The sequence below is a fragment of the Pseudoruegeria sp. SK021 genome (assembly GCF_002119405.1).
Lineage (GTDB): Bacteria > Pseudomonadota > Alphaproteobacteria > Rhodobacterales > Rhodobacteraceae > Meridianimarinicoccus.
In genome coordinates, this window is the sequence record NZ_MTBG01000005.1 from 125346 (window position 1) to 147719 (window position 22374).

22 protein-coding genes are annotated in these 22374 nt (G+C 64.0%); 12 read left to right on the forward strand and 10 right to left on the reverse strand.

Going from position 1 to position 22374, the window contains the following annotated elements; translation table 11 throughout:
* Positions 1-63: 63 nt before the first annotated feature.
* The 7 genes from BV911_RS05705 to BV911_RS05735 form a co-directional block, all read right to left on the reverse strand.
* Complete coding sequence (locus tag BV911_RS05705) at positions 64-642, reverse strand: amino acid synthesis family protein (protein WP_086052623.1); 579 nt, start codon at positions 640-642, stop codon at positions 64-66.
* Between the two features lie 15 nt (positions 643-657).
* Positions 658-1239: an amino acid synthesis family protein gene (locus tag BV911_RS05710; protein WP_086052624.1), complete on the reverse strand. Its 582-nt coding sequence runs from the start codon at positions 1237-1239 to the stop codon at positions 658-660.
* Positions 1232-2095, reverse strand: a complete 864-nt coding sequence (locus BV911_RS05715) for a UPF0280 family protein (RefSeq protein ID WP_086052625.1) — start codon at positions 2093-2095, stop codon at positions 1232-1234. Before BV911_RS05715 ends, BV911_RS05710 begins: the two co-directional genes overlap by 8 nt.
* Complete coding sequence (locus BV911_RS05720; RefSeq protein ID WP_086052626.1) at positions 2092-3594, reverse strand: 6-hydroxynicotinate reductase; 1503 nt, start codon at positions 3592-3594, stop codon at positions 2092-2094. The genes BV911_RS05715 and BV911_RS05720 overlap by 4 nt, the downstream gene beginning before the upstream one ends.
* Entirely contained in the window at positions 3587-6340 is a 2754-nt protein-coding gene (locus BV911_RS05725) for a molybdopterin cofactor-binding domain-containing protein (RefSeq protein ID WP_086052627.1), read from the reverse strand. The genes BV911_RS05720 and BV911_RS05725 overlap by 8 nt, the downstream gene beginning before the upstream one ends.
* Positions 6333-7193, reverse strand: a complete 861-nt coding sequence (locus BV911_RS05730; RefSeq protein ID WP_086052628.1) for a xanthine dehydrogenase family protein subunit M — start codon at positions 7191-7193, stop codon at positions 6333-6335. The genes BV911_RS05725 and BV911_RS05730 overlap by 8 nt, the downstream gene beginning before the upstream one ends.
* A 68-nt stretch (positions 7194-7261) precedes the next feature.
* Positions 7262-8059 (reverse strand): copper chaperone PCu(A)C, encoded by a 798-nt coding sequence (locus BV911_RS05735; protein ID WP_086052629.1) that lies wholly within the window; start codon positions 8057-8059, stop codon positions 7262-7264.
* A gap of 67 nt (positions 8060-8126) precedes the next feature.
* Between BV911_RS05735 and BV911_RS05740 the strand changes: the two genes are divergently transcribed.
* The 7 genes from BV911_RS05740 to BV911_RS05770 all read left to right on the forward strand — a co-directional run bounded on the left by BV911_RS05740 (position 8127) and on the right by BV911_RS05770 (position 15448).
* Positions 8127-9530: a hypothetical protein gene (locus BV911_RS05740; protein WP_240512158.1), complete on the forward strand. Its 1404-nt coding sequence runs from the start codon at positions 8127-8129 to the stop codon at positions 9528-9530.
* Between the two features lie 122 nt (positions 9531-9652).
* Entirely contained in the window at positions 9653-10957 is a 1305-nt protein-coding gene (locus BV911_RS05745) for an ABC transporter substrate-binding protein (RefSeq protein WP_086052630.1), read from the forward strand.
* Positions 10958-10979: 22 nt separating this feature from the next.
* Positions 10980-11906, forward strand: coding sequence for a branched-chain amino acid ABC transporter permease (locus BV911_RS05750; RefSeq protein WP_086052631.1), 927 nt, complete (start codon positions 10980-10982; stop codon positions 11904-11906).
* A complete protein-coding gene (locus BV911_RS05755) occupies positions 11903-12847 on the forward strand; it encodes a branched-chain amino acid ABC transporter permease (protein WP_086052632.1) in 945 nt (314 codons plus the stop codon). The genes BV911_RS05750 and BV911_RS05755 overlap by 4 nt, the downstream gene beginning before the upstream one ends.
* Positions 12844-13563: an ABC transporter ATP-binding protein gene (locus BV911_RS05760; protein WP_086052656.1), complete on the forward strand. Its 720-nt coding sequence runs from the start codon at positions 12844-12846 to the stop codon at positions 13561-13563. Before BV911_RS05755 ends, BV911_RS05760 begins: the two co-directional genes overlap by 4 nt.
* Positions 13556-14251, forward strand: coding sequence for an ABC transporter ATP-binding protein (locus tag BV911_RS05765; protein WP_086052633.1), 696 nt, complete (start codon positions 13556-13558; stop codon positions 14249-14251). The genes BV911_RS05760 and BV911_RS05765 overlap by 8 nt, the downstream gene beginning before the upstream one ends.
* A gap of 24 nt (positions 14252-14275) precedes the next feature.
* Positions 14276-15448 carry an amidohydrolase family protein gene (locus BV911_RS05770; RefSeq protein ID WP_086052634.1) on the forward strand — a complete coding sequence of 391 codons (1173 nt, stop codon included), beginning with the start codon at positions 14276-14278 and terminating at the stop codon, positions 15446-15448.
* Here the strand turns inward: BV911_RS05770 and BV911_RS05775 are convergent.
* Together BV911_RS05775 and BV911_RS05780 are read right to left on the reverse strand one after the other, a co-directional pair.
* Complete coding sequence (locus tag BV911_RS05775) at positions 15445-16665, reverse strand: sorbosone dehydrogenase family protein (protein WP_086052635.1); 1221 nt, start codon at positions 16663-16665, stop codon at positions 15445-15447. The genes BV911_RS05770 and BV911_RS05775 overlap by 4 nt on opposite strands.
* 46 nt (positions 16666-16711) lie before the next feature.
* On the reverse strand, positions 16712-17716 hold the full coding sequence (locus BV911_RS05780; protein ID WP_086052636.1) for a DUF808 domain-containing protein: 1005 nt from the start codon (positions 17714-17716) through the stop codon (positions 16712-16714).
* Positions 17717-17929: 213 nt separating this feature from the next.
* Between BV911_RS05780 and BV911_RS05785 the strand changes: the two genes are divergently transcribed.
* A complete protein-coding gene (locus BV911_RS05785) occupies positions 17930-18292 on the forward strand; it encodes a DUF1428 domain-containing protein (RefSeq protein ID WP_086052637.1) in 363 nt (120 codons plus the stop codon).
* A 21-nt stretch (positions 18293-18313) separates the two neighbouring features.
* Here the strand turns inward: BV911_RS05785 and BV911_RS05790 are convergent, their stop codons facing one another.
* Positions 18314-19012, reverse strand: a complete 699-nt coding sequence (locus BV911_RS05790; RefSeq protein ID WP_086052638.1) for a YafY family protein — start codon at positions 19010-19012, stop codon at positions 18314-18316.
* Between the two features lie 69 nt (positions 19013-19081).
* Here BV911_RS05790 and BV911_RS05795 point away from each other — a divergent pair, with 69 nt between their 5' ends.
* From BV911_RS05795 to BV911_RS05810, 4 genes are all read left to right on the forward strand, one after another.
* Positions 19082-19687, forward strand: coding sequence for a glutathione S-transferase family protein (locus tag BV911_RS05795; protein ID WP_086052639.1), 606 nt, complete (start codon positions 19082-19084; stop codon positions 19685-19687).
* Between the two features lie 183 nt (positions 19688-19870).
* Positions 19871-20287 (forward strand): glyoxalase superfamily protein, encoded by a 417-nt coding sequence (locus BV911_RS05800; RefSeq protein WP_086052640.1) that lies wholly within the window; start codon positions 19871-19873, stop codon positions 20285-20287.
* A 120-nt stretch (positions 20288-20407) separates the two neighbouring features.
* Positions 20408-20815 (forward strand): DUF2177 family protein, encoded by a 408-nt coding sequence (locus BV911_RS05805; RefSeq protein WP_086052641.1) that lies wholly within the window; start codon positions 20408-20410, stop codon positions 20813-20815.
* A gap of 132 nt (positions 20816-20947) precedes the next feature.
* Positions 20948-22330, forward strand: a complete 1383-nt coding sequence (locus tag BV911_RS05810) for an aspartate aminotransferase family protein (protein ID WP_086052642.1) — start codon at positions 20948-20950, stop codon at positions 22328-22330.
* Positions 22331-22374 lie beyond the last annotated feature (44 nt).

Genomic DNA, 22374 nt, shown 5'->3' on the forward strand with positions numbered 1-22374 from the left:
CGAGATCACGTATTTTACACCTGACCAAATGTTATTACAGCCTAACCATTCGGATTGGTTCGGCTATCTCAAACCATCCTGGCCCACTGCATCTGCGGCTGTCAATCCACCGACCCGGGGCAGCGGTCTGCCACTATCCGTCACCGCAACCGCAACAAGGATCTCTTTCGGACGTGGGGCATCGTTCAGACCCACCTCAATGGCGTCGAAATGACTGCGGACATAGGCGGCATCCTTGTGGCCCAATGGCACGTGCAAAGCCTGTCCCGGTCCCCCCATTTTCTTTGACGACGGCACCAGAGCGGCCCCTTTGTCCACCGCGCTGCGCAGCGGCGCCCCGAGTTTGGGATGCAGGATGGCCGCGGCATGTTCCAACTCGCCAGCCTCGCCCACCATGGCGGCCTTGCCATAGCTTTCTGCCTCTGACGGCGCAATTCCCAAGGCGTCAACACAGCGACGACCCAACAGGGCGCCCAGTTCTGCGCCCATCTCGATCAGCGCGCTCAGGTCCGCAACATAGCGTCCGGCGAACGGGTTGGCGATCACCGCCACCGCCACCGCTTTTCGGGTCGGCGGATCGATTGGTTGGCCCATCTCGATATGGGTCTCTTCGACCCAGACGACGATTTTGCGAATATCCATGTTGTCCCCCTATCCCTATCTCAGCCCGTCTTCGCCCACGATATCCGCCGCCGCCAATCCGCCCGACCGGGCATGAATGCGGGGGCCGGTGGTCATGACCAGTACCAGCAGCATCTCATTGGCGCGGGGGGCATCGTTCAGCCCGACTTCCATACTGTCGAAATGGCTGCGCACGTAGGATGCGTTGACGTGGGTGATGGGCACATCCAGACGGGTGCCCACCGCACCCACCTTCTTGCCCGAGGGCACGATGGCCTTTGATCCGCCAATCACCGCCCGCATCGAATAGCCGCCGGGGCCGTGCCAAAGCGCGCCATGTTCCAATTCGCCATCCGCGCCGATGATCGCGCCTTTGCCATAGCCTTCAACCAGTGCGCCGCCGCCAAGGGCCGCGGCCAGATGGGTGGCCATCGACAGGCCCAACGGGCGCAAATCGTCCATGAAGCCTTGGATCTCGGGGTCATACCGACCGGCGAACGGATTGGTGATCACCGACAGGATCGCCCCACGCTTGAGGGGCGTGGCCGCGACCGGGCCGCCTTCGTGGAAGATGTCCTCAATCACGAGGGCCTGTTTGCGGAGGATAAGCTCAGGCATGTTCGATCCTTTTCCTGTGGTCTGACGCAACAGCATTGGGCATGGATAGCAGACGGGTTTGGCGCCGCAGCACAAGGGCGGCTCCGATGATCTGGTCCCGGTCGATCATTTGCTGCGCGCGGCACGCGCCCCGGGACAGGGCTGCACTGATGTCATTCTCGGACAGAGGCCCGCAGGCGATCACCACCATCCGCGCACCAAGATCGCTGTCAGGATCTCGCGTGTGGGCAGGCGCGCGCCGGATCGCGCCATGCCCCGGCAGGTCCACGGCATTGGCAATCAAGGTCGCGGCGACATCGGCTTCCGCAGCGGTGCGGGCCAGAACGGTCACCGCATCGGCAATGCCCATGCTCAGGCTACGTCCGCCTAGCCCGCTGGTGGCGATCCCGCGCACCGGCTGATCATGGCGCAGCGGGATCTGCGCCATGGGACCGCTATCAAGCCCGGAAATCCCGACCCGAAAGGCGGCCTCCGGTCCCAGATGTAGGGCGATATCGCCGCCATTGTTGACATAGGCGCGGTCCAGCGCGCCTGCTTGGGTCATGGCAGCAAGGATCGCTTCCGCCACAGCGCCGGCGACCGCGGCCATCGGAGTCACGAAGCCGTCGCTGGCATGAACCGCCGTCACCTCGGCCATTCGGCGGGCGATGTCGCCGCTGGGCTGCGGGCCGCTTTGACTGCGCAGAAGCGGCAGTTCCGCCACCAGTTCCTCAAGGGCAGTGGCAAAGCGCAGTTCCGCCGCCCGCAGCGCCAGCTCCCGTCCCGGGCCTTCTGCGCCGATCACCAGATCGATTGGGCCGTGCTGCAAATGCAGCCGCTCACCGTCCGGCAGAAAGCGGCCGACTGGCCCGCTCACAGCGTGTCCTTTGACCGGGACGACCAGCCATAATGGCGGCTGTCATTCGGGTCATTCTGGCCAGTGCCCGGATCGAGCAGGCGGGTGTCAGGGCCGATCACTTGTGCGACCGGCGTGATGTGATCCATGTGGCCGCCAAGGGCAGCGTAATCCGCCCGGCGCAGGGTGAATTCGATCGGGGCGACCAAAGCGGGTGTCGGCACATAGCCGAAAGCATTCAAGGGCATTTCCATGACATTCGCCATAAAGGTAATGCCGCCTCCAGGCCAGACATAGGCCTCGGCTCCGCCGCAGGAAACATGGGTCAGCGCGTCCTTGACCGATTTGGTCAACCGAACCGGGTTTGCGGTGACCCCGGCCCGCAGAGATCCACCGGCCCCGCCCATGAACAACACCGAACACAGCGCCGGCTCGCAATTGTCCGCGATCAGCCCGGCCGAAGCCAGCAGGGCCTCAGGGATCGGTGCGGGCACCGGGGTTAGGGCCGCGTCCAGTTCGAAATAGCCGTATTGCGCACCGGTGGTGGAAATCATCAGCAGGCGCAGTCCGGGCCAAGCGATCGCAGGATCGGCAGGCTTGAGAATGGTCAACGGATCGACAATGTCGGTGCCGCCCCAGCCGGTGCCCGGGTTTGCCACCTGAAAATACCGGCCCGGCGTGGACCTGCGTCCCTTGATCCGGATGCCGGACGGGGGCAGCCCCAGCCCCTTGCCCGCCTCGTGCTCGGTCAACACACCGGTGATGTGGTCATCCACCACCACCACCTCATCGGCATGGCCAAGCCACTGACGCGCGAACATGCCGATACTGGCCGACCCGCAGCCGACCCGCATCAGATGTTCGGCCTCGCCGTTGATGATCGGCGGCTGACCGGCTTGCACGATCAGGGTCGCGCCGTCATCAACCGTCATCTCAACGGGCGCGCGATTGCATAGACGCAGCAAAGCATCGCAGGTGACCCGGCCTTCTTTCTTGGTACCGCCGGTCAGATGTTCCACGCCGCCAAGCGACAACATTTTTGAGCCGTATTCCGCAGTCATAACGTGGCCGATGGCTTCACCCGCCACCCGGATGATCGCACGTTCCGAGCCAATATGACGGTCGGTATCGATCTTCACCTTGGCGCCGCAGTAACTGAAAATGCCTTCGGTCACGACCGTGACCATGTCGACGCCGTCGATCTCTTGGCTGACGATGAACGGCGCGGGCTTGTAGTCGGGATAGGTCGTGCCTGCCCCGACGGCCGTAACGAAGGTGCGGTCGCCCTGCACCAGATCCCCGTTCCAATCCTGCGCGTCGCTGCCACTGTCCAGAAATTTGACCGCCTGCCCCGCTGACCGGATGACCGTCAACGGATCCAGTCGTACCAAGATGCCGTCATGGTTGGCGTAGCGGTCACAGGCCCCCGAATGGCCCTCGGCGATATAGCACAGCACCGGGCAAGCATCGCAGCGGATTTTGTCTGAGGTGGGGCGTTCAGAGGCGGGGCGCTCAGGCATCGGCGTGGGCCTTTATGGCCGCATGCAGGCGCGACGGCGTGACCGGCAGCCGGGTCATTCGCAGGCCGGTGGCATGGTGGATCGCGTTCAGCAGCGCCGGTGCGGTCGGGATCAGCACATGTTCCCCCAAGCCTTTGGCGCCGAACGGGCCGTGCGCGTCCGGCTCTTCGATGATCAGGGTGTCCACCGGGGGCATGTCGCCGATGGTCGGGATCAGGTAATCGTGCAGGTTCGCGGTCCGCCCCGGGACGAATTCTTCCATCAAGGTCATGCCCAGCCCTTGGGCGATGCCGCCCTGCACTTGGCCCTCGACCAGCAACGGATTGATCGCCTGCCCAACGTCATGGGCAGCGGTAAAGCCCAACGCCCGGACCGTGCCCAAGGCCAGATCGACCTCGACCATCGCCAGATGCGCGGCATACCCGAACTGGGCATAGGGGGCACCTTGCCCGTTCTCATCCGGCGGCTGGGTCGGGGGATCATAGGTCTCCATCGCCTGCAACACATAGCCTTCGCCATTGGGCGGCTGGCGGGTCAGGTCCAAAGCATGGGTTTGCGCGGCGTCGATGACGGACAGCCCGGTGGGGCCGGGCACGATGCGGGCGGTATCGGCGGCGTTAAGCTGGGCAAGGATCTGCTGCCGCAAGGCCAGCCCGGTCCGGCGCGCGGCATTGCCGGACACAAAGGTCTGGCGCGAGGCCGAGGTTTTGCCCGCGTCCGGCGTCAAATCGGTATCGGCCCCCACCAACACGACCTGATCCACGGACACCCCGAGCGCTTGGGCAAAGATCTGGGTAATAACCGTGCTGGAGCCCTGCCCGATATCCACCGCGCCTTGATGCAGCACGATCTGGCCGTTGGCCCGGATGCCCGCCTTGATGGTGGATGGGTTGGGCAATGAGGTATTGCCGCAGCCATACCATCCCGCCGCCACGCCGACGCCGCGCCGCAGAAAGCCGTGCGCGCCTTGGCCTGCGTTAAAGCTGGCGCAATCGGCTTTGGCAGCGGCCCATGCCGGGCGCAGCGCCGTCAGACAGGCGGTGATGCCGACCCCTTGGGAAAACACCTGTCCGCAGACGGTCGGCTCTCCGGCTTGCAGCGCATTGCTGATGCGAAATTCCAGCGGATCCAGCCCAAGTTTGGTGGCCAAATCATCCAGAAGCGGTTCCAGAGCGGCCGCAGCTTGCGGCACGCCAAAGCCCCGAAACGCCCCTGATGGGGGTGAATGGGTGTGGATCGCCCGGGATTGTGCCCGATAGTCCCGGACCAGATAGGGGCCAGAGGCATGGATCGGCACCCGGGTCGCCACTGTTGGCCCCCACGATGCATAGGCACCGGTGTTAAAGTCGCCCGCGAACTGTAAGCCGCAGATCTTGCCGTCGCGGGTGGCGCCTATGGTGATGCTGATCTCGGCCGGATGGCGTTTGGTGGTGGATTGCATCGACTCGTGGCGCGAATACGCCATGCGCACGGGCTTGCCGGTTTTCAGAACGCCAAGCGCCAGATAGGGTTGAACCGACAGATCCAGCTTCGATCCAAAGCCGCCCCCCACCGCAGTTGGTACAATCCGTATGCGCCGCCGGTCGATCCCAAGGATATGCTCCAACCCGTCAAGGTCCATGACCGGGGCTTGGGTGCAGGCATAAACGGCGATCCGGTCGCCTTCGGGGACGGCATAACCCGCTTCAGGTTCGATATAAGCGTGTTCGACGAAGCTGGTGCTGAACTGCCCGGTGACGGTGACATCGGCGCGGGCCAAAGCCGCATCGGCGTCGCCACATTGAACAAGCCCACCGCATAACAGGTTTCCCGGGCGATTTGCGTGAAGTTGCGGCGCGGTTGCATCCTGCGCGGCCTCTACCGTCATCACTGGGTCCAAAACCGTCCAAGTTACCGGAAAATCCACCGGATCAAACTGGCGCATCCGGTCTGGGGTGGCGATGACCGCCGCGATGGCTTCGCCCTGAAACCGGGTCTCGGTCTCGGCAAACACCGGCTGGTCGGCGAAATCCGGGATCACCCCAAAGCAATTGGTCCCGCCGATGTCGTCCGCCGTCAGCACCGCCTCCAGCCCGGCCGCGCGGGCATATTGGGCAAGATCGCCGAATTGAAACCGGGCCCGGGGATGCGGCGACCGGATCACCCGCAACTCTAACGTGCCGGGAGGGGCGACATCATCGCCAAATACCTCGGTTCCGGTGACCTTCGCGGCGCCGTCCAGTCGCCGGATCGCACTGCCCACCGCGCCGGAGCCGGTCAAAGGCGCCGGGGGATGGCCTGCCGCCAGCACAGCGTCGAGGATTTTCCGATAGCCGGTACAGCGGCACAGCACCCCGCCCAAAGCATCTTGAACCTCGGCGGCCTGCGGGCGCGGGGTGTCGCGCAGCAGGGCAACCGCCGCAACCATCATGCCCGGCGTGCAGATACCGCATTGCGCCGCGCCGTGATCCTGAAACGTCTGGGTCAGCGTTTGGGCCAGCGGGTCGGTGCGCACCAGCCCCGCCAGCGTGTCGACAGCATGTCCCGCCACCCGCTGCGTCGGCATCAGGCAGGCGCAGACGGGCCTGCCGTCCAGCAGAACGGTACAGGCCCCGCAATCCCCAGCATCGCAGCCGACCTTGACATCCCGCGCCTCCAGCCGCTCGCGCAGGGTTACGGACAGCCGCTCGCCCGGGGCGGCCATGACCGCGGCCTCGCGCCCGTTCAGCCGGAAGGTGACCGGGCTGTTTGGTGTCTTGCTATTCATCGGCAGGCCGGAACTTGACCGCCGCGGCCCGCAATGCCCGCTGACACAGGTGCAGGGCGGCGTCCTGTCGGTAGGTAGCACTGCCCCGGATGTCGTCGATTGGGGCAAGGCTTGCCAGATGCGCTTTTGTCACCAAAGGCTCGGTCAGCAGATCACGCACAGGGCGGCCCCGCAGGTCGGCTTCTAGCTTGGGCAAGCGCTGCGCCACCGCCGAACAGGCCCCCACCGCCACCCGGGCACCGACCACTCGGTCTTGGTCATCCAGCCACAGCACCACCGCAACCATGGCGATGGAAATGACCAGATATCGGCGGCTGCCCAATTTCAGAAAGCTGCTTTGGCTGCTGTCTGGAAGCGCCGGAACATAAAGCGCCACCATCAGATCGCCGGGGCGCAACTGGGTCTGACGCGGGCCGGTCACAAAGGTCGCCAGCGGCATCACCCGCGTACCGGTTGGGCCGATCAGTTCGACCTCGGCGTCCAACGCCAGCAGCGCCGGCACCCCATCGGCGGCGGGCGAGGCGTTGCACAGATTGCCGGCCAAAGTCGCCACATTCTGGATCTGGACCGAGCCAAGGTCGCGCGCCGCCGCTTTCAACCCGTCAAAGGCAGCTGGCAAATGCCGGGCCCGGATCAAATCCGTCCACGTGGTCGCGCCGCCAATCCGCCAGCCGGTGGGGGTGGCTGTGATGCCATGCAAAGCCGGGATGGCCGAAATATCCACGAGGTTGGCAGGCACCGGGCGATCCCGAAGCGCCGGATAAAGGTCAGTGCCGCCCGCCACAATCACCGCTTCAGGGTGCGACAGGGCGTCGACCGCGTCTTGTAACGATGATGGCGTGACGTATCCCACGGGGTCCCCTCAACGCTGTCCGTTCGTATACAAATAAGACGGATGCCTGTGCATCCTGTCAACGATTTTCAGTCACTGGCAATGGTTCTGGAATGCGAAACCGGCTGCTCGTCAACAACATAGGCCCGATGGTCGTTGGTGTTCAGCGTCACGGTGATCACATGCGGTCCCGGTGGCAAGGCCCCGATCTCGGCCCGCGAACGGTAGAGCCGCTGCAATTTCACCCCGTCCAGATAGAGGTGGCCATGGCCATAACCGGGCAGATGGCCGATGCCGTCAACCGGGGCCGCGAAGGTGAAGTCCGTGGTCATCACCTCAATCTCCCAGCCTGCCCCGTCTGGACGGGGGCGAACCGACAGATCCAGTTGGGGTGCCGGTTCACCCGGTCCAATGGTGCAGATATCGCCCAGCCCCAACAGCCCGGCTTCGGCGGCCCGGCCGGGCGTCAGCGGTGCGGACACTGTCGCGCGGGTCGTGACCTCTCCGGCTTGGTCAAAAATCAGGGTCAGCGGCACCAGCGCGCCGGCTTGCGCAGCTCCGCTCAGGCCTTGCAGCAAGATATGCGCCCCATCCGCCGCCAAAATCGGGGAACTGCCCGAGGGGACCGGAATTGCGCTGACTTCCGGCGGCAGAACCAGCCCGGCCTCGGCGGCCAGCGGCGATTGCACCGCGATCAAACGGTCCGGTCCGCCGGTGTTGGCCAGCGTCAGGAACACCCGCAACGCGCCGTCTTCTCCGACCACAGGCACGGCGATGACGTTTGACACCGACAAGCCGTGATCCAAGCGCCCCCCTTGCCCCCAGACCAGCACAGCCAGAAGCAGGCCAACCGCGATCAGAACGAGCCGTGCGCGCAGGTGAGACATTGGAATCCGGTCGGCAATATGGTTGCATCCCCTTTACCCTGCCACAGTTCGCCGGAATGTCCAAATCGTGCTTGTTTATGCCCGCCTGTTGTCGCTCTGGCTTGCTGCGCTGATTGGGCTGTTGCCCAGCGTGGCCTTGGCGCATGCGTCCGATCAGGGCTTCGTGTTATTGCTGCCGACCGAGGCTTATATCCTGTCTGGTTGCCTTGCGGTGGCTCTGACCGTGCTGATGTCGGCGGTGCTGCCCGATGCATGGACCACGCGTCTGTTCACAAGCCTGCGCCTTGGCACGGTGCCAGACCTGCACCGGCTGAAAACCGTCACCAGTTGCCTTGGCTTTGCCGCGCTTGTCGGGTTGGTCTGGCTTGGGATGACCGGCCCGCGTGACCCGCTGGGCAATCTGCTGCCCCTGACGATCTGGACGCTGTGGTGGGCGGTATTTGTGGTGGTGCAGGGGTGCTGCGGCGATCTGTGGTCGTGGATTTCACCGTTTCACGGGCCGCACCGGGTTTTGCTTGGGCCGCAGGCGCGGCCGCTCTTGCGCTTGCCGGATCGCCTTGGCCATTGGCCCGCGGTCGCGATCTTTTTGGCCGCGATGATCTTTGCGTTCACCGATCTTGCCCCGGATGATCCGGCCCGTTTGGCGCGGGTCGTGGCCGGGTATTGGCTGGTCACCTTCGCCGCAATGACCCTGTTCGGGCGCAACGACTGGCTGCATCGGGGCGAGCCTTTCACCCTGCTGTTGACCCTATTCGCCAGCTTGGCCCCGCTGCAAGGACGCGCGGGCGCGTGGCGGTTTGGTCTGCCGGGCTGGTGCACCCTGACCTTGCCCAGCCCCTCGATCAGCTTGGCGGTGTTCTGCCTGATCCTGTTGGGGACCGGCAGTTTCGATGGCTTGAACGAGACCTTTTGGTGGCTGGCCCGGCTTGGCATCAACCCGCTGGAATTTCCCGGCCGCTCGGCAGTGGTGCTGCCCGGCATCCTTGGCTTGCTGGGGGTCAATCTGCTGTTGATCGCGATTTTCGCAGGCTGCGTCTGGCTGGGCCAGCAACTGGCCGGGGTGCCAGTGCCCTTTGCCGCCGCGTTCGGACGGTTGGCGCTGTCGATCCTGCCGATTGCCCTTGGCTATCACCTTGCCCATTACTTGGGCGGGGTTCTGGTCAACAGCCAGTATGCGCTGGCCGCTCTGTCCGATCCGTTCGCCCGGGGCGATGACCTGCTCGGGCTGGGCCAGTTCTATGTCACGACCGGATTTTTCAATACCCGCGACACGGTCCGCTTGTTGTGGCTGACACAGGCGGGCGCGATCGTTTCGGCGCATGTCCTTGCGGTGCTGATGGCGCATCGCGCGGCGATTGATCTTTATGGCGGCGGGCGGCGGGCGCTGCGCAGCCAGATCCCGCTATCGGCGTTCATGATCGCCTATACCTTGTTCGGTTTGTGGCTTTTGGCATCCCCCCGAGGGGCCTGATTGCACGGTCCCGACAAATTTGTCTGGACTTATCATTTGAGTACCCACAACCTTTGCCAATCTACTCTTTCACACTGGCAGGTCCCTGTGTTTAAGGGACGCGGACGACATGGAGGACTGACATGACCGACAAGACACCCACCCGCGCCCCGTTCACCCGACGTGCGGCCTTGGCAACCCTTGGCGCCACCGGGGCCAGCTTGGCGGTTCCGGGTCTGTTGCCGGGCCTTGGCGGCACGGCGCAGGCGCAGTCGGGCGATCCGATCAAGATCGGGTTTCAGGTCCACCGCACCGGCATCGGCGCCGCCTATGGGCGCTGGTATGATCGCACCAGTCAGGCCGCCGTGGCGCGGATCAACGATATGGGCGGCATCAATGGCCGACCCGTTGAACTGGTCTCGGAAGATGACGGCACCGATCCCAAGCGCGGCGCTGAGGTGCTTGAGAAATTCGCCAACCAATCCAATTGCGATGTCGCCTTCGGCACCCTGTTCAGCCATGTGGTGATCGGATCGGCCCCACGCGCGGCTGAATTGAAACTGCCCTATTTCGTGGTCTCCGAAGGCCACCACGTCGCCAGCGGCATGTTGAACCGCTATACGCTTCAGCCCGGCATCACCGACGTCAAAAGTCAGGTCATCGCCATGGCCCCCTTCGTCGGCGACAATCTGGGCAAGAAGGTCACCATGATGTTCGCCGATTTCGCCTTCGGCCACGATCACCGGGACTTCTTCTCAGAGGCGATCAAGGAACAGGGCGGCAAGGTCATCAAAATGATCGCGATCCCGCCGACCGAAACCTCTTTTACCAAGTATTTCCCGCAAATCCCGCAGGAAACCGAAGTGCTGTACCACGTCATGGTCGGCCCCGCCGTCCTGACCTTCGTCAAGGAAATGGGTGAATTCTTCGGCCCGTCGCGGCCCGAGATTTTCGGCTATATCGACAGCCTCGAAGCCGTCAGCATCGACAGCCCCGGCCTTGAGTTCCTCGAAGGCACCTATTTCTGGGAGGGCAACCCCCGCTACGCCCAAACCGACCAGACCGAATTCGACAAAGCCTTCCGCGAGGCCGTCGGCGTCGATGATAGCGGTGCCTCGATCACCGATCCGGCGGATGTGTCGACCTATGCCCATATGTTTGGCTGCTGGGAGACCCTGAATGTCATCAAGGCCGGGATGGAGGCCTGCAACTATCAAGGTCCCGAAGATCGCCAAGCCCTGATCGAGGCCGTCGAGGCGATGACCGAAATGCCTGCCTCGATGGATCATCCGCAGGGCGACAAGCTGTTCAACGGCAAGACCCATCAGGTGTTCGGCGTGCAGTACATCTCCAAGGTCGAGGACGGCATGCTGAAGGTGGTCCACACCACATCGATCGAAGACGGATTTTACCCCGACGAGGTGGATTACACCACCCAACCGTTCTGATCCGGGAGCGGCGCAGCAAGGTATGGAGTTCGGACCTCATCTAATGCTGGCGTCGCTCGAAGGGGCGGTCACGGCGGCTACGCTGGCCCTGACGGCCATGGGGCTCAGTCTGGTCTTTGGCGTCATGCGCGTCGTCAACGTGGCACATGGCGAATTTTACATGCTGGGGGCGGTGATCGCGTGGTTCGTGTCCACCACCCTTGGCACGCATCCGGCCATTGGCTTTGTCGGCGCGCTGATCGTGGCCCCGGTGCTGGTCGGGTTACTGGCGGCCGCCGCCGACCGGCTGATCCTCGCACGGATCAATTACGACCCGGAACGCACCATCGTCGCCACCATCGGACTGCTCTATATCCTGCAGCAATCCACTTTGATGACCTTCGGCCCCGATGCCCGCCCGGTGGAGCCGCCGTTCAATAGCCGCATCGCGCTGCCGTGGTGGCGGCAGGGTGAAAACGGGCTGGAGATGTTCTATCCTTGGGGCCTTGCCACCACCTCCTACAAGCTGTTCATCATCGTCGCCGCCGTGGCCATTCTGATCGGGCTTTGGGTGCTGCTGACCCGGACCCGGATCGGGCTGGTGATGCGCGCCACCCAAGCTGACCGCGAGATGGCCACCGCCTTCGGCATCCCGGTCGAGCGGGTCTATGCCATGGTCTTTGGCCTTGGCGCCGGGCTGGCCGCCTTGGGGGCTGTCCTGATCGTGCCGGTACAGCAAGCGCATTACCTGATGGGGGCCGACCCGTTGCTGCTGTCTTTCATCGTCGTGATCATCGGCGGGTTGGGCTCCCTTCCCGGCACCATCATCGCCGCGCTGCTGATCGGGATGAGCGACGGCATCATCTCGGTGTTCTTCTCGCCGACATTGGCCAAAATCCTCGCCACGCTGGTGGTCGCCATGGTGCTGGTGTTCCGCCCGCAAGGCCTGCTTGGGAAAGCCAGCGCATGACCGCAGCCACCCGCGACGCTGCGCTGCACCTTGGCGTGCTGACCCTGCTGGCGGGGCTGTGGTTCGTGCTGCCCACCTATCACTCGGGCAATCTGGCGCGGATCATGGTGCTGGCGGTCTATGCCATGGGGTACAATCTGCTGTTCGGCTATACTGGGCTTCTCAGCCTCGGCCACGCGCTGTTCTTCGCTGCCGGGATGTACGGGCTGGCCATTGCGATGCAGCAGGGCGGCTGGTCCGCAGCCCCCGGCTTTCTGGCCGGGTTGATCGCGGCGCTGGTCGTCTCGGGCGTGGCCGGGGCGCTGGCTCTGCGCACCACCGGCGTTGCCTTCATGATCGTCACGCTGATGTTCGCGCAGGCGGGCTATCTGACCGTGCTTTATTTCGGGGCGATCACGCGCGGCGACGAAGGCTTCGTGATCCCGCAAGCGGCCCGCAGTTTGGCCGGGATCGACCTGACCACCCCGGCCAACCGCTATTTCGCGGCGCTGATCCTGTTCGGCGCGGTGTTTCTGGGCCTCGCATGGCTGGTCCGATCGCCCTTCGGCCGCACCCTGATCGCCATCCGCGAGAACGAGGCCCGCGCAAAGATGCTGGGCTATGACACCCATGCCTACAAGCTGCGCGCGGTGATCTTGTCGGGCACGATCTCTGGCGCGTCCGGGGCCGCCTATGCCCTGCTGTTCGGCTATGCCGGAGCCACCTTCGCCACCGTGCAATATTCGATCTTCCCGCTGCTCTGGGTGCTGTTGGGTGGGGCCGGCACCACCATCGGCCCGTTGATCGGCGCGATCTTCATGTTCTACCTGATCGACTTGGCCAGCGGGGTGACCGACGCTTATATGTTGATTGCGGGCGTCGTGCTGGTGCTGCTGACGCTGTTCGCGCCTCAAGGGCTGGCCGGGACCTTGCGCAACCGCGTTTGGCCGTGGCTGCCATGACGCTGCTGTCGACCCGAAATCTGACCAAGCGCTATGCCGGGGTTCTGGCAAATGAGGCGATCAACTTCGACCTGCCCCAAGGCCAAATCCGGGCGCTGATCGGCCCGAACGGGGCTGGGAAATCGACCTTTGTTGGGATGCTGTCGGGGCGCATTCCGACCACCAGCGGCAGCGTCACGTTTGACGGAAAAGACATCAGCGCCCTGCCCGCCCATGCCCGCATCGCGCTTGGCATCGCCTATACGTTCCAGATCACCTCGGTCTTCGCGGGCCTGTCGGTGCATGAAAACGTGGCGCTGGCGGCTCGCCGCCGCCTTGGTCGCGACGGTGCCGCCGTCGATGCCAAGGTCGCAGACAGCCTGTCACGCGTCGGGCTGGCCGACCGTGCGACCCAGATCGCAGGCGATCTGAGCTATGGCCACCAGCGCATCCTTGAGATCGCGATGGGACTGGCGCAGGACCCGCGCCTGTTCATCCTCGACGAGCCGACCCAAGGTCTAGCCGAATCCGAGATTGCCGATTTCAAGACGCTAATCCGCAGCCTTGGCGGGGCGACCACCATCCTTCTGATCGAACACAATATGAGCGTGGTCATGGAAACCGCAGAGGCCATCACGGTGCTGAGCAACGGCACGGTTCTGGCAGACGGCACCCCGGCCCAGATCCGGGCCGACCCTGCGGTTCAGGCCGCCTATCTGGGGACCGCAGATGCTTGAGGTCTCAAACATTCACAGCGGCTATGGCCGGGTGCAAATCCTGTTCGGTGCCAGCCTGACCGCCCGCCCGGGCGAAATCACCTGTGTGATGGGTCGCAATGGCGCGGGCAAGACCACCGCGATGAAGGCGATCATGGGCCTGCTGCCGCTGTCCCAAGGCACGGTCAGCCTTGATGGCGAGATCATCAGCACCCTGCCTGCCCATGAGGTGCCGCACCGCCGCATCGGCTATGTCCCGCAAGGGCGGCGCTTGTTCTCGGACCTCTCGGTCGCCGAGAACATCGAGGTCGGCCTGATGACCTGCAAGGAAGGCCGCGCCACCCGCGACGAGGTTTTGGACATCTTCCCCCGCCTGCGCGAACGCCTGCACCAGCGCGCCGAAACCTTATCGGGCGGCGAGCAGCAGATGCTGGCCACCGCCCGCGCCCTGTGCCTGCGGCCCCGGGTGCTGCTGCTGGACGAACCGACCGAAGGCCTGCAACCCTCGATGATCGAGGCCATCCGGCAGGTCATCGTCACCTTGCGCGATCAAGGCGTCGCGATTCTGCTGGTTGAACAGCGGGTCGATGCCGTCCTCGCCATTGCCGACCGCGTCACCTTTCTTGAAAATGGCCGCAGCGCCGATACCGTAACCGTGGACGCCCTGCGTGCCACGCCCGATCTGATGCACCGCTATCTCGGCGTTTAAACACACAACCAACCGGAGGTTCCCATGACCGATACGCCCCGCAAGCTTGTGATCCGCAAGATCGGGCTGCTATTGTCCGGCAAGATCGAGCAGCCCATCCTTGACGGCGATTGCATCGTCGCGCTGGACGGCAAGATCAGCGCCGTAGGCTACGAGGCCGACCTTGATACCGACGAGGCCACCACCCTCATCGACGCGCAGGGCACCACCCTCGCCCCCGGGCTGATCGACAGCCATGTCCACCCGGTCATTGGCGACTACACCCCGCGCCAGCAGCAGCTATCGTGGATCGACAGCACCCTGCATGGCGGCGTCACCACCCTGATCTCGGCCGGCGAGGTCCATATGCCGGGCCGACCCAAGGATGTGGTGGGGCTCAAGGCGATGGCGATTGCCTCGCAGCGCTGGTATGAAAATTTCCGCCCCTCCGGCGTCAAGGTCCATGCCGGTGCCCCGGTCATCGAACACGGCATGGTGGAACAGGACTTCAAGGATCTGGCCGAAGCCGGCGTCAAACTGCTGGGCGAGGTTGGGCTTGGCTCCGTCAAGGACGGCAAGACCGCCCGGCAGATGGTCGATTGGGCGCGCAAATACGGCATCCAAAGCACCATTCACACCGGCGGCCCGTCGATCCCCGGCTCTGGCCTGATTGACGCCGATATGGTGCTGGAAACCGGCACCGATGTCGTGGGCCATATCAATGGCGGCCACACCGCCCTGCCCGACGACCAGATCATCTGCCTGTGTGACGGCTGCAAATCGGCACTAGAGATCGTGCATAACGGCAATGAACGCGCAGCTTTGCTGACCCTCAACACCACGCGCGAATTGGGCAAGCTCGATCAGTTGATCCTCGGCACTGACGGCCCCGCAGGCTCGGGCGTGCAACCCTTGGGGATCCTGCGGATGATCGCCATGCTGTCCAGTCTTGGCAACATCCCGGCTGAAACCGCGTTCTGCTTTGGCACCGGCAATACCGCCCGTCAGCGCAAGCTGGATACCGGGTTGATCGAGCCGGGTTTCTGTGCCGATTTCGTGCTGATGGACCAAGCCCAAAATTCGCCCGGTGCAACCATTCTGGAATCGATCCAGCAGGGCAACCTGCCCGGCGTCGGCATGACGATCATCGACGGTGTCGTCACGTCTCATCGCAGCCGGAACACGCCGCCCGCCGGACGCATCCCCCTGCTAACCTAACGGCCCTGATAGCTGATCCGGTACAGCGCCCCGGCCTTGTCATCGGACACCAGCAGCGATCCGTCCGGCAGTTGCGCCACATCCACTGGCCGCCCCAGATAGCTGCCATTGGCGGCGATCCAACCTTCGGCAAAGGGCGTGGTTTGGGCGCTGCCGTCATTGCCAATCAGGGTGACCATCACCCGGGCCCCAACCGGGGTGGACCGGTTCCATGACCCGTGCTGGGCGGAAAAGATCGCGTGGCGATAACGGCGCGGAAACATCGACCCGGTGTAAAAGGTCATGCCCAGATCGGCGGCATGGGCGGTGGTTTCGACTGCCGGAAACACCACGCCGGCTGGGATCTGCGCTTTGGCGTATTGCGCGGTCCGGGTGGCGCCGCCGCCATACCACGGAAAGCCGAAATGTTGGCCGGGCTTGGTCTGGCGGTTGATCTCGCCGGGCGGAAGAGTATCGCCCATGCCGTCCACCTGATTGTCGGTGAACCACAACTCCCCGGTGGCCGGGTGAAAATCATGCCCGACCGAATTGCGAATGCCCCGGGTGAAGACCTCGCGCCGGGTGCCGTCGCGCTGCATGCGGATGATCCCGCCAATGCCCCACTGGTCATAGAGATCCAGCTTGTCCGCAGGCGGCACGTTGAACGGCTGACCCAAAGAGATGTAAATCCGCCCGTCCGGCCCGATCTTGCAGACCCGCGCGCCGTGGTTATAGCTTTCCTCTGCATCCGGGATCAGCCCGCCTTGCGGTACCACGGCATAGGCCGTTGGGCGCGGCTCGGTGGCGGCGACTGCGGCATTGGGGAACCGCAACACCCGGTTCTGCTCGGCCACATACAGATCGCCATTTGGGGCCATGCACGGCCCATTCGGAATCCGCAAGGCCAGACCGGGGGCCAAGTCGGTGACCCGATCCGCCACATGATCGCCATTGGTATCGCGCACCGCCCAGACCTTGTCCTTCCGGGTGCCGACAAAGATAACACTGCCATCCGGGCTGACCGCCATATGCCGGGCGTCCGGCACCAGTGCATAAAGCGCGATCTGAAACCCCTCGGGCAAGGCAATCCGGTCCAGCGTCGCGCGCAGCCGCGCGGCGCTGCGTCCGCCCTGCTCCACTTCGGTAAAGCGCGGCGCGTTTTGGGCAAACACGGGCGGGGTCAGCGCCTCCGCGGCCAAAGCTGCACCAAGCGCCAAAATCGCAGCGTATCGGGTCATTTGCGGTCTCCCTCATCATGGCCGCGCACCACCCCAGCCAATCGGATCAGGCGGATTTAGGCTTGGAAAACATCCCCATCACCGGCGAGATCACGTGAGTGACCACCGGGATCAACGCGCTGCCCAGCAACACCCCAAGAACCCCATCCAAGGCGGCGGTCACGGCCCACAGCACAAATCCTTGCGCCGACGGGATGGCATGGGCCACGCTGGCCGCGATCCCGTGAATAGTATGGGCGATGGCGCCGAAGCCCAGCACTTCGAGCCCGTGAACCACGATCGAGCCGCCAACCCACAGCATCGCCGCCGTGCCGATGGTCGAGATCACCGTCATAAAGCCCGGCATCCATTTGACAATGCCGCGCCCCAGTGCCCGGGTGGCCGACAACCTGCCGACCTGCGACAGCTTCAGGCCCACATCATCAGCTTTTACCAAAATGGCCACCGTGCCATAGACCAGCGCTGTGATCCCCACCGCCACCACCGCCAGAACGATCCCTTCGATCCACAGCGACTCCGCCTCGATCGCCGCCAGCGCAATGGTCATGATCTCGGCGGACAGGATAAAGTCGGTCTTGATCGCCCCGGCCACCCGCTGCTTTTCCAGATGCGCGGCGTCCAGCGTCTCGGGCGTGATCGCGTGGCTTTTGCCGGGGATCAGCCAGTGCCAGATTTTTTCGGCCCCTTCATAACACAGGTAACAGCCGCCGATCATCAGCAGCGGCGTCAGCAGCCATGGCGCGAACTGGTTCAGCAACAAGGCAATCGGCAACAGGATCACCAGCTTATTGAAAAACGACCCGCGCGCGATCTTCCAGACAATCGGCAATTCCCGGGCGGCGGGCAACCCATGCACGAATTTCGGCGTCATCGCGGCATCATCGACCACCACGCCCACGGCCTTGCTGCCGGCCTTGGCGGCGTCATCGATCACCGGGCCGATCACCTTGGCCCCGACCTTAACGCTTTGCGCCGCGACATCATCAAGCTGCGCTGCCGCCATCTTCGCAAGCGCCGCGACATCGTCCAGCAGGGCCAGTAATCCGCTCATAATCTCTCAATCTTTCGCTACGTCTGATGCTGTTAGACTAAAGCCTAGCCTGCCGCTTTGAAATGTCTACTTTGCACCCGCTCAACTGCGCCCGGCGGTGCTGGTTCCGCCGCACCCGCTGGCGGGCTGGGTCTAGGCCCGAATTTCAATCGCCAAATCCGCCAAGGGTTGGCAGACTAATCAGGCGATTCTGCCACAACGGGAGCACATGACATGAGCTATATCAGCGGATTTCTTCTGGCGGTCCCGACCGCGAATAAAGCGGCTTACAAGAAAATGACCGAGGACACCTGGCCGATGTTCAAAGAGCATGGCTGCCTCAATGTCCGCGAAAATTGGGGCGTTGATGTGGCCGATGGCAAGGTGACCTCGTTTCCCATGGCGGTGAAGAAAAAAGACGATGAAACCGTGGTGTTTTCGTGGATGGAATGGCCCGACAAAGCCACCTGCGATGCGGCATGGGAAAAGATCATGGCGGACCCCCGGATGGCCGAAATGCCGGAGATGCCCTTTGACGGCATGCGGATGATGTGGGGTGGCTTTGAACCGCTGGTCACGATCGATAGCACCGACTGAACCGGGCCTCGCGCCCTCCCCTCACCCGGGCGGACGCCGAGGGTGCGGCCGGTCTGCAAAGGCGCGCAGCAGCCGCACCCGATGCGGCCGGAAGCTGTGGCCCCCCCACGTCGCCCGTTCAATCCGGCTGACATGGAACAGGCGAAAATCCTGCCGCAACTGGCATTGCCCCAGCAGCATCAGGCTGTTCTGGCTATAGGACAGACCAAGCGGCCAGATCTCGCGGGTGGTGCGCCGCTCTTGCTGGTCGCGATAGGTGATCTCAAGGCTGACTTCCTCCCAGCAGGCGCGGCGCAGCAGGTCCATGTCGACGCGCACCGGCGGACGGGCGTCGGGCACCCGCCAGTTCCGCAAGATCGTGTGCATCGCCTGCCGGGACTGCCGGTCGGGCAAGGTCGCGATGATCCGGGCCAGCGCTGTGCGCCCGGCCTCGGTCAGGCTTGCGTCACCGATCTGGTCCAGCCCGCCCACCGCCAGCATCAGCGCCTCGATCTCGAGTCGGGAAAAGCTTTGCGGCGGCAAGGCCGGGTCCTCGGTCAGGGTATAGCCAAGCCCCGCCGCTCCCTCGATCTGCGCCCCGCCCGCCCGCAAGGTGGCAATGTCGCGGTACAACTGGCGCTGTGACACCCCGGTTTCTTCGGCCAGACGCTGGGCCGTCACCGGTTGCGGCAACCGGCGCATCACATCCATCAAACGCATCATTCGGTCGGTTCTGGCCATGGCTCCTGCCGCAATCTGTCAGTACGCATTTTGTATAACACAGGCAGTCAACCATCAAAGGACCTGCTCATGCCTACCCTTTTTCACGCCCCAAACAGCCGGTCATCCAGCATCGTCAGCCTGATTGACGACTTGGGTGCCGATATCGACATCCGCGAGGTGACGATTCCGAGGATGGACGGGTCCGGTGCCGCCGACCCGCAAAACCCGCATCCTGACCGCAAAGTCCCGGTGTTGGTCGATGGCGGCGAAACGATCCATGAACGCGGCGCGATCATCCTTTACCTGACCGACAAATATCCGGCTGCGGGCTTGGGGCCTGTGGTTGGGGCGCCGGGCCGGGGCGCGTATCTGTCGTGGCTGTCCTATTACCAAGGGGTGATGGAGCCGCTGTTCATGTTGAAAATCGCCGGAGTATCGCACCCGGTTCTAACCAGTAGCCTGCGGGATTTTGACACCATGACCGGGCATCTGGCCAATGCCCTGTCGGCGCAGCCCTACCTTCTGGGGGCGGAGTATTCGGCGGCGGACCTGCTGTGCAGCAGCCCGTTCCACTGGATGCCGGATATGCTGCCCGCGTCCGCCGCGGTCCGCGACTGGGTGGCCCGCTGCGCCGACCGCCCCGCGTTGAAGCGCACGGCAGCGCGGGACAGCGCGGCGCTTGGGGCCGCTTGACCCAAAGGCAAAGCCGCGCTAAGCGGGCGGCAGGGCTGCAGACGCCCGCCGCCCGCAGACGATATCGTCCCGGTGAAGGTCTGTGATTGACTGATCTCTGTCATCCTCCCCGCATTTTGCGCGGATGGTAACGCGGGTGCCCATCCTCTTACGCGCACTGCATCTCAGAGGAGTAGAGGTCCAATGACCACCATCCATGACGCCAAAGACCAAGCCCGCCAAATCCGTGCCAGCTTGGCCGACACTGGCACCCCGATCAGCCACGCCCAAGCCCTAGAACGGGTCGCGCACCTGCATGGGTTTCGCGACTGGAATACCTGCGCCGCCGCCCTTGCCGACCAACCGCCCCACGGCTGGGTCAAAGATGGTCGGGTCCGGGGCCATTATCTGGGCCAACCGTTCGAGGCGACCGTGCTCAGCGCCACCCAGATCCGCCCCGGTTGGTATCAGCTGGAGCTGGCGCTGGATGTGGCCGTCGATGTGGTGACCTTCGACAGCTTTTCGAACCTGCGCAAACGGGTCCGGGCAGTGGTCGGTCCCGGCGGCACATCCGAGGCCAAAACCTCGGACGGGCGCCCGCATCTGATCCTAGACCGGTAAACCGCAGGCCGCCGCCCCCTGACCCCGAGGGGCGGCGCGTCTTTGTCGTAAAACGCTGTTGCCGAACGCCCGCCGCCGCCTAGGTGTGCCGGGCAAGGATCGATCAGACAGGAGCCCCCGATGAGCCTCGTTCTTCTTTATGTCACCACCTTCGCGGTGTTTCTGGGTCTGGACTATTTCGGCCTGACCCTGCTGATCAAACCGACCTTTGAGCGCGACATTGGGGGCCTGCTCAGCGATAGCCCCCGTTACGGCCCTGCGCTGGCCTTCTATGCATTCTACATCCTTGGGGTGCTGTGGTTCGTCAGCCTTCCGGCCCTGTCCGGCGACCGGTCGCTGCTGTGGGTGTTTGGCACCGGCGCGCTGCTGGGGGCGATGGCTTATGGCACCTATGAATTCACCAATCTGGCGACCTTAACCGGCTGGACATGGCGCATGCTGGCCACCGACCTGATCTGGGGCACCATCCTGACCGGCACCGCTGCCACCCTTGGCGTGCTGGCCACCCGGGCCTTGACGCCGACATAATCGCGGGCCGGTCGCTGCCACGTGGTCTTGGCTCTATCGCTGGGCGCGGGAATGTGCACACATTCGCAATCATGAGGTCTCGCGCGCGGCAGCCAGCCCGCGCCGACCGGTGGCTGTTAAAGGATCTTGCCCATGTCGCGCGTCGCTTCCGTCAACGATATTTCCGATGTCATCAGTGCAGATAAGGCCCATGTCTGGCACCATATGATCCAGCACAAATCGTTTGAAACCGTCGATCCCCGGATCATGGTCGAAGGCAAGGGCATGCGTCTGTGGGATGCGGCGGGCAAAGAGTATCTGGATGCGGTGTCGGGCGGGGTCTGGACCGTCAATGTCGGCTATGGCCGGGAAAGCATTGCGGACGCGGTGCGCGATCAGTTGGTGACCCTGAACTATTTCGCCGGATCTGCCGGGTCGATCCCCGGCGCCCGGTTCTCGAAGCGTTTGATTGACAAGATGCCCGGTCTTAGCCGGGTCTATTATTCCAACTCTGGCACCGAGGCGAACGAGAAAGCCTTCAAGATGGTGCGCCAAATTTCGGCCCGGCATCACGGTGGCCGCAAGTCCAAGATCCTTTACCGCGAACGGGACTATCACGGCACCAGCATCACCGCCCTATCCGCAGGTGGCCAGCCCCAGCGCAACGCCCAATACGGCCCGTTCACGCCGGGCTTCGTTGAGGTGCCCCATTGCCTTGAATACCGCAGCCAGTGGCCCGATTGCGACGCCTACGGTCCCCGCGCCGCAGATGCCATCGAAGAGGTGATCCTGCGCGAAGGCCCCGACACCATCGGCGCGCTTTGCCTTGAACCGGTCACGGCGGGCGGCGGCGTCATCGTGCCGCCGGAAGGCTATTGGCAGCGGGTGCAAGAGATATGCAGCAAGTACCAGATCCTGCTGCATATCGACGAAGTGGTCTGCGGCCTTGGGCGGACGGGCACATGGTTCGGCTATCAGCATTACGGCGTGAAACCGGATTTCGTGACCATGGCCAAGGGCGTTGCCTCGGGCTATGCCGCCATCGCCTGCACTGCCACCACCGAGGCGGTGTTTGACCTGTTCAAAGACGACGCTGCCGACCCGCTCAGCTATTTCCGCGATATCTCGACCTTCGGTGGCTGCACTTCTGGCCCCGCCGCCGCGCTGGAAAACATGCGCATCATCGAAGACGAGGACCTGCTGGCCAACACAACAGCCATGGGCGCGCGGCTGATGGACAATCTGCGTGATCTGCAAGAGCGGCACAAAGTGATCGGCGACGTGCGCGGCCTTGGCCTGTTTTGCGGGGCCGAATTGGTGCAGGACCGGACCACCAAAGAGCCGGCCCCGGAACAGCAGGTGCAGGCCGTGGTCGCCGATTGCATGGCGCAAGGGGTGATCATCGGCGCCACCAACCGCTCGCTGCCGGGGTTCAACAACACCCTGTGCCTGTCCCCGGCCCTGATCGCCACCGCGGATGACATCGACCACATGTGCCGGGCCATCGACGGCGCGCTCGGCCGGGTGTTCGGCTAAGGCATCGGCGTGGCGGGGATGGCCACTGGCAACCCCCGCCACGC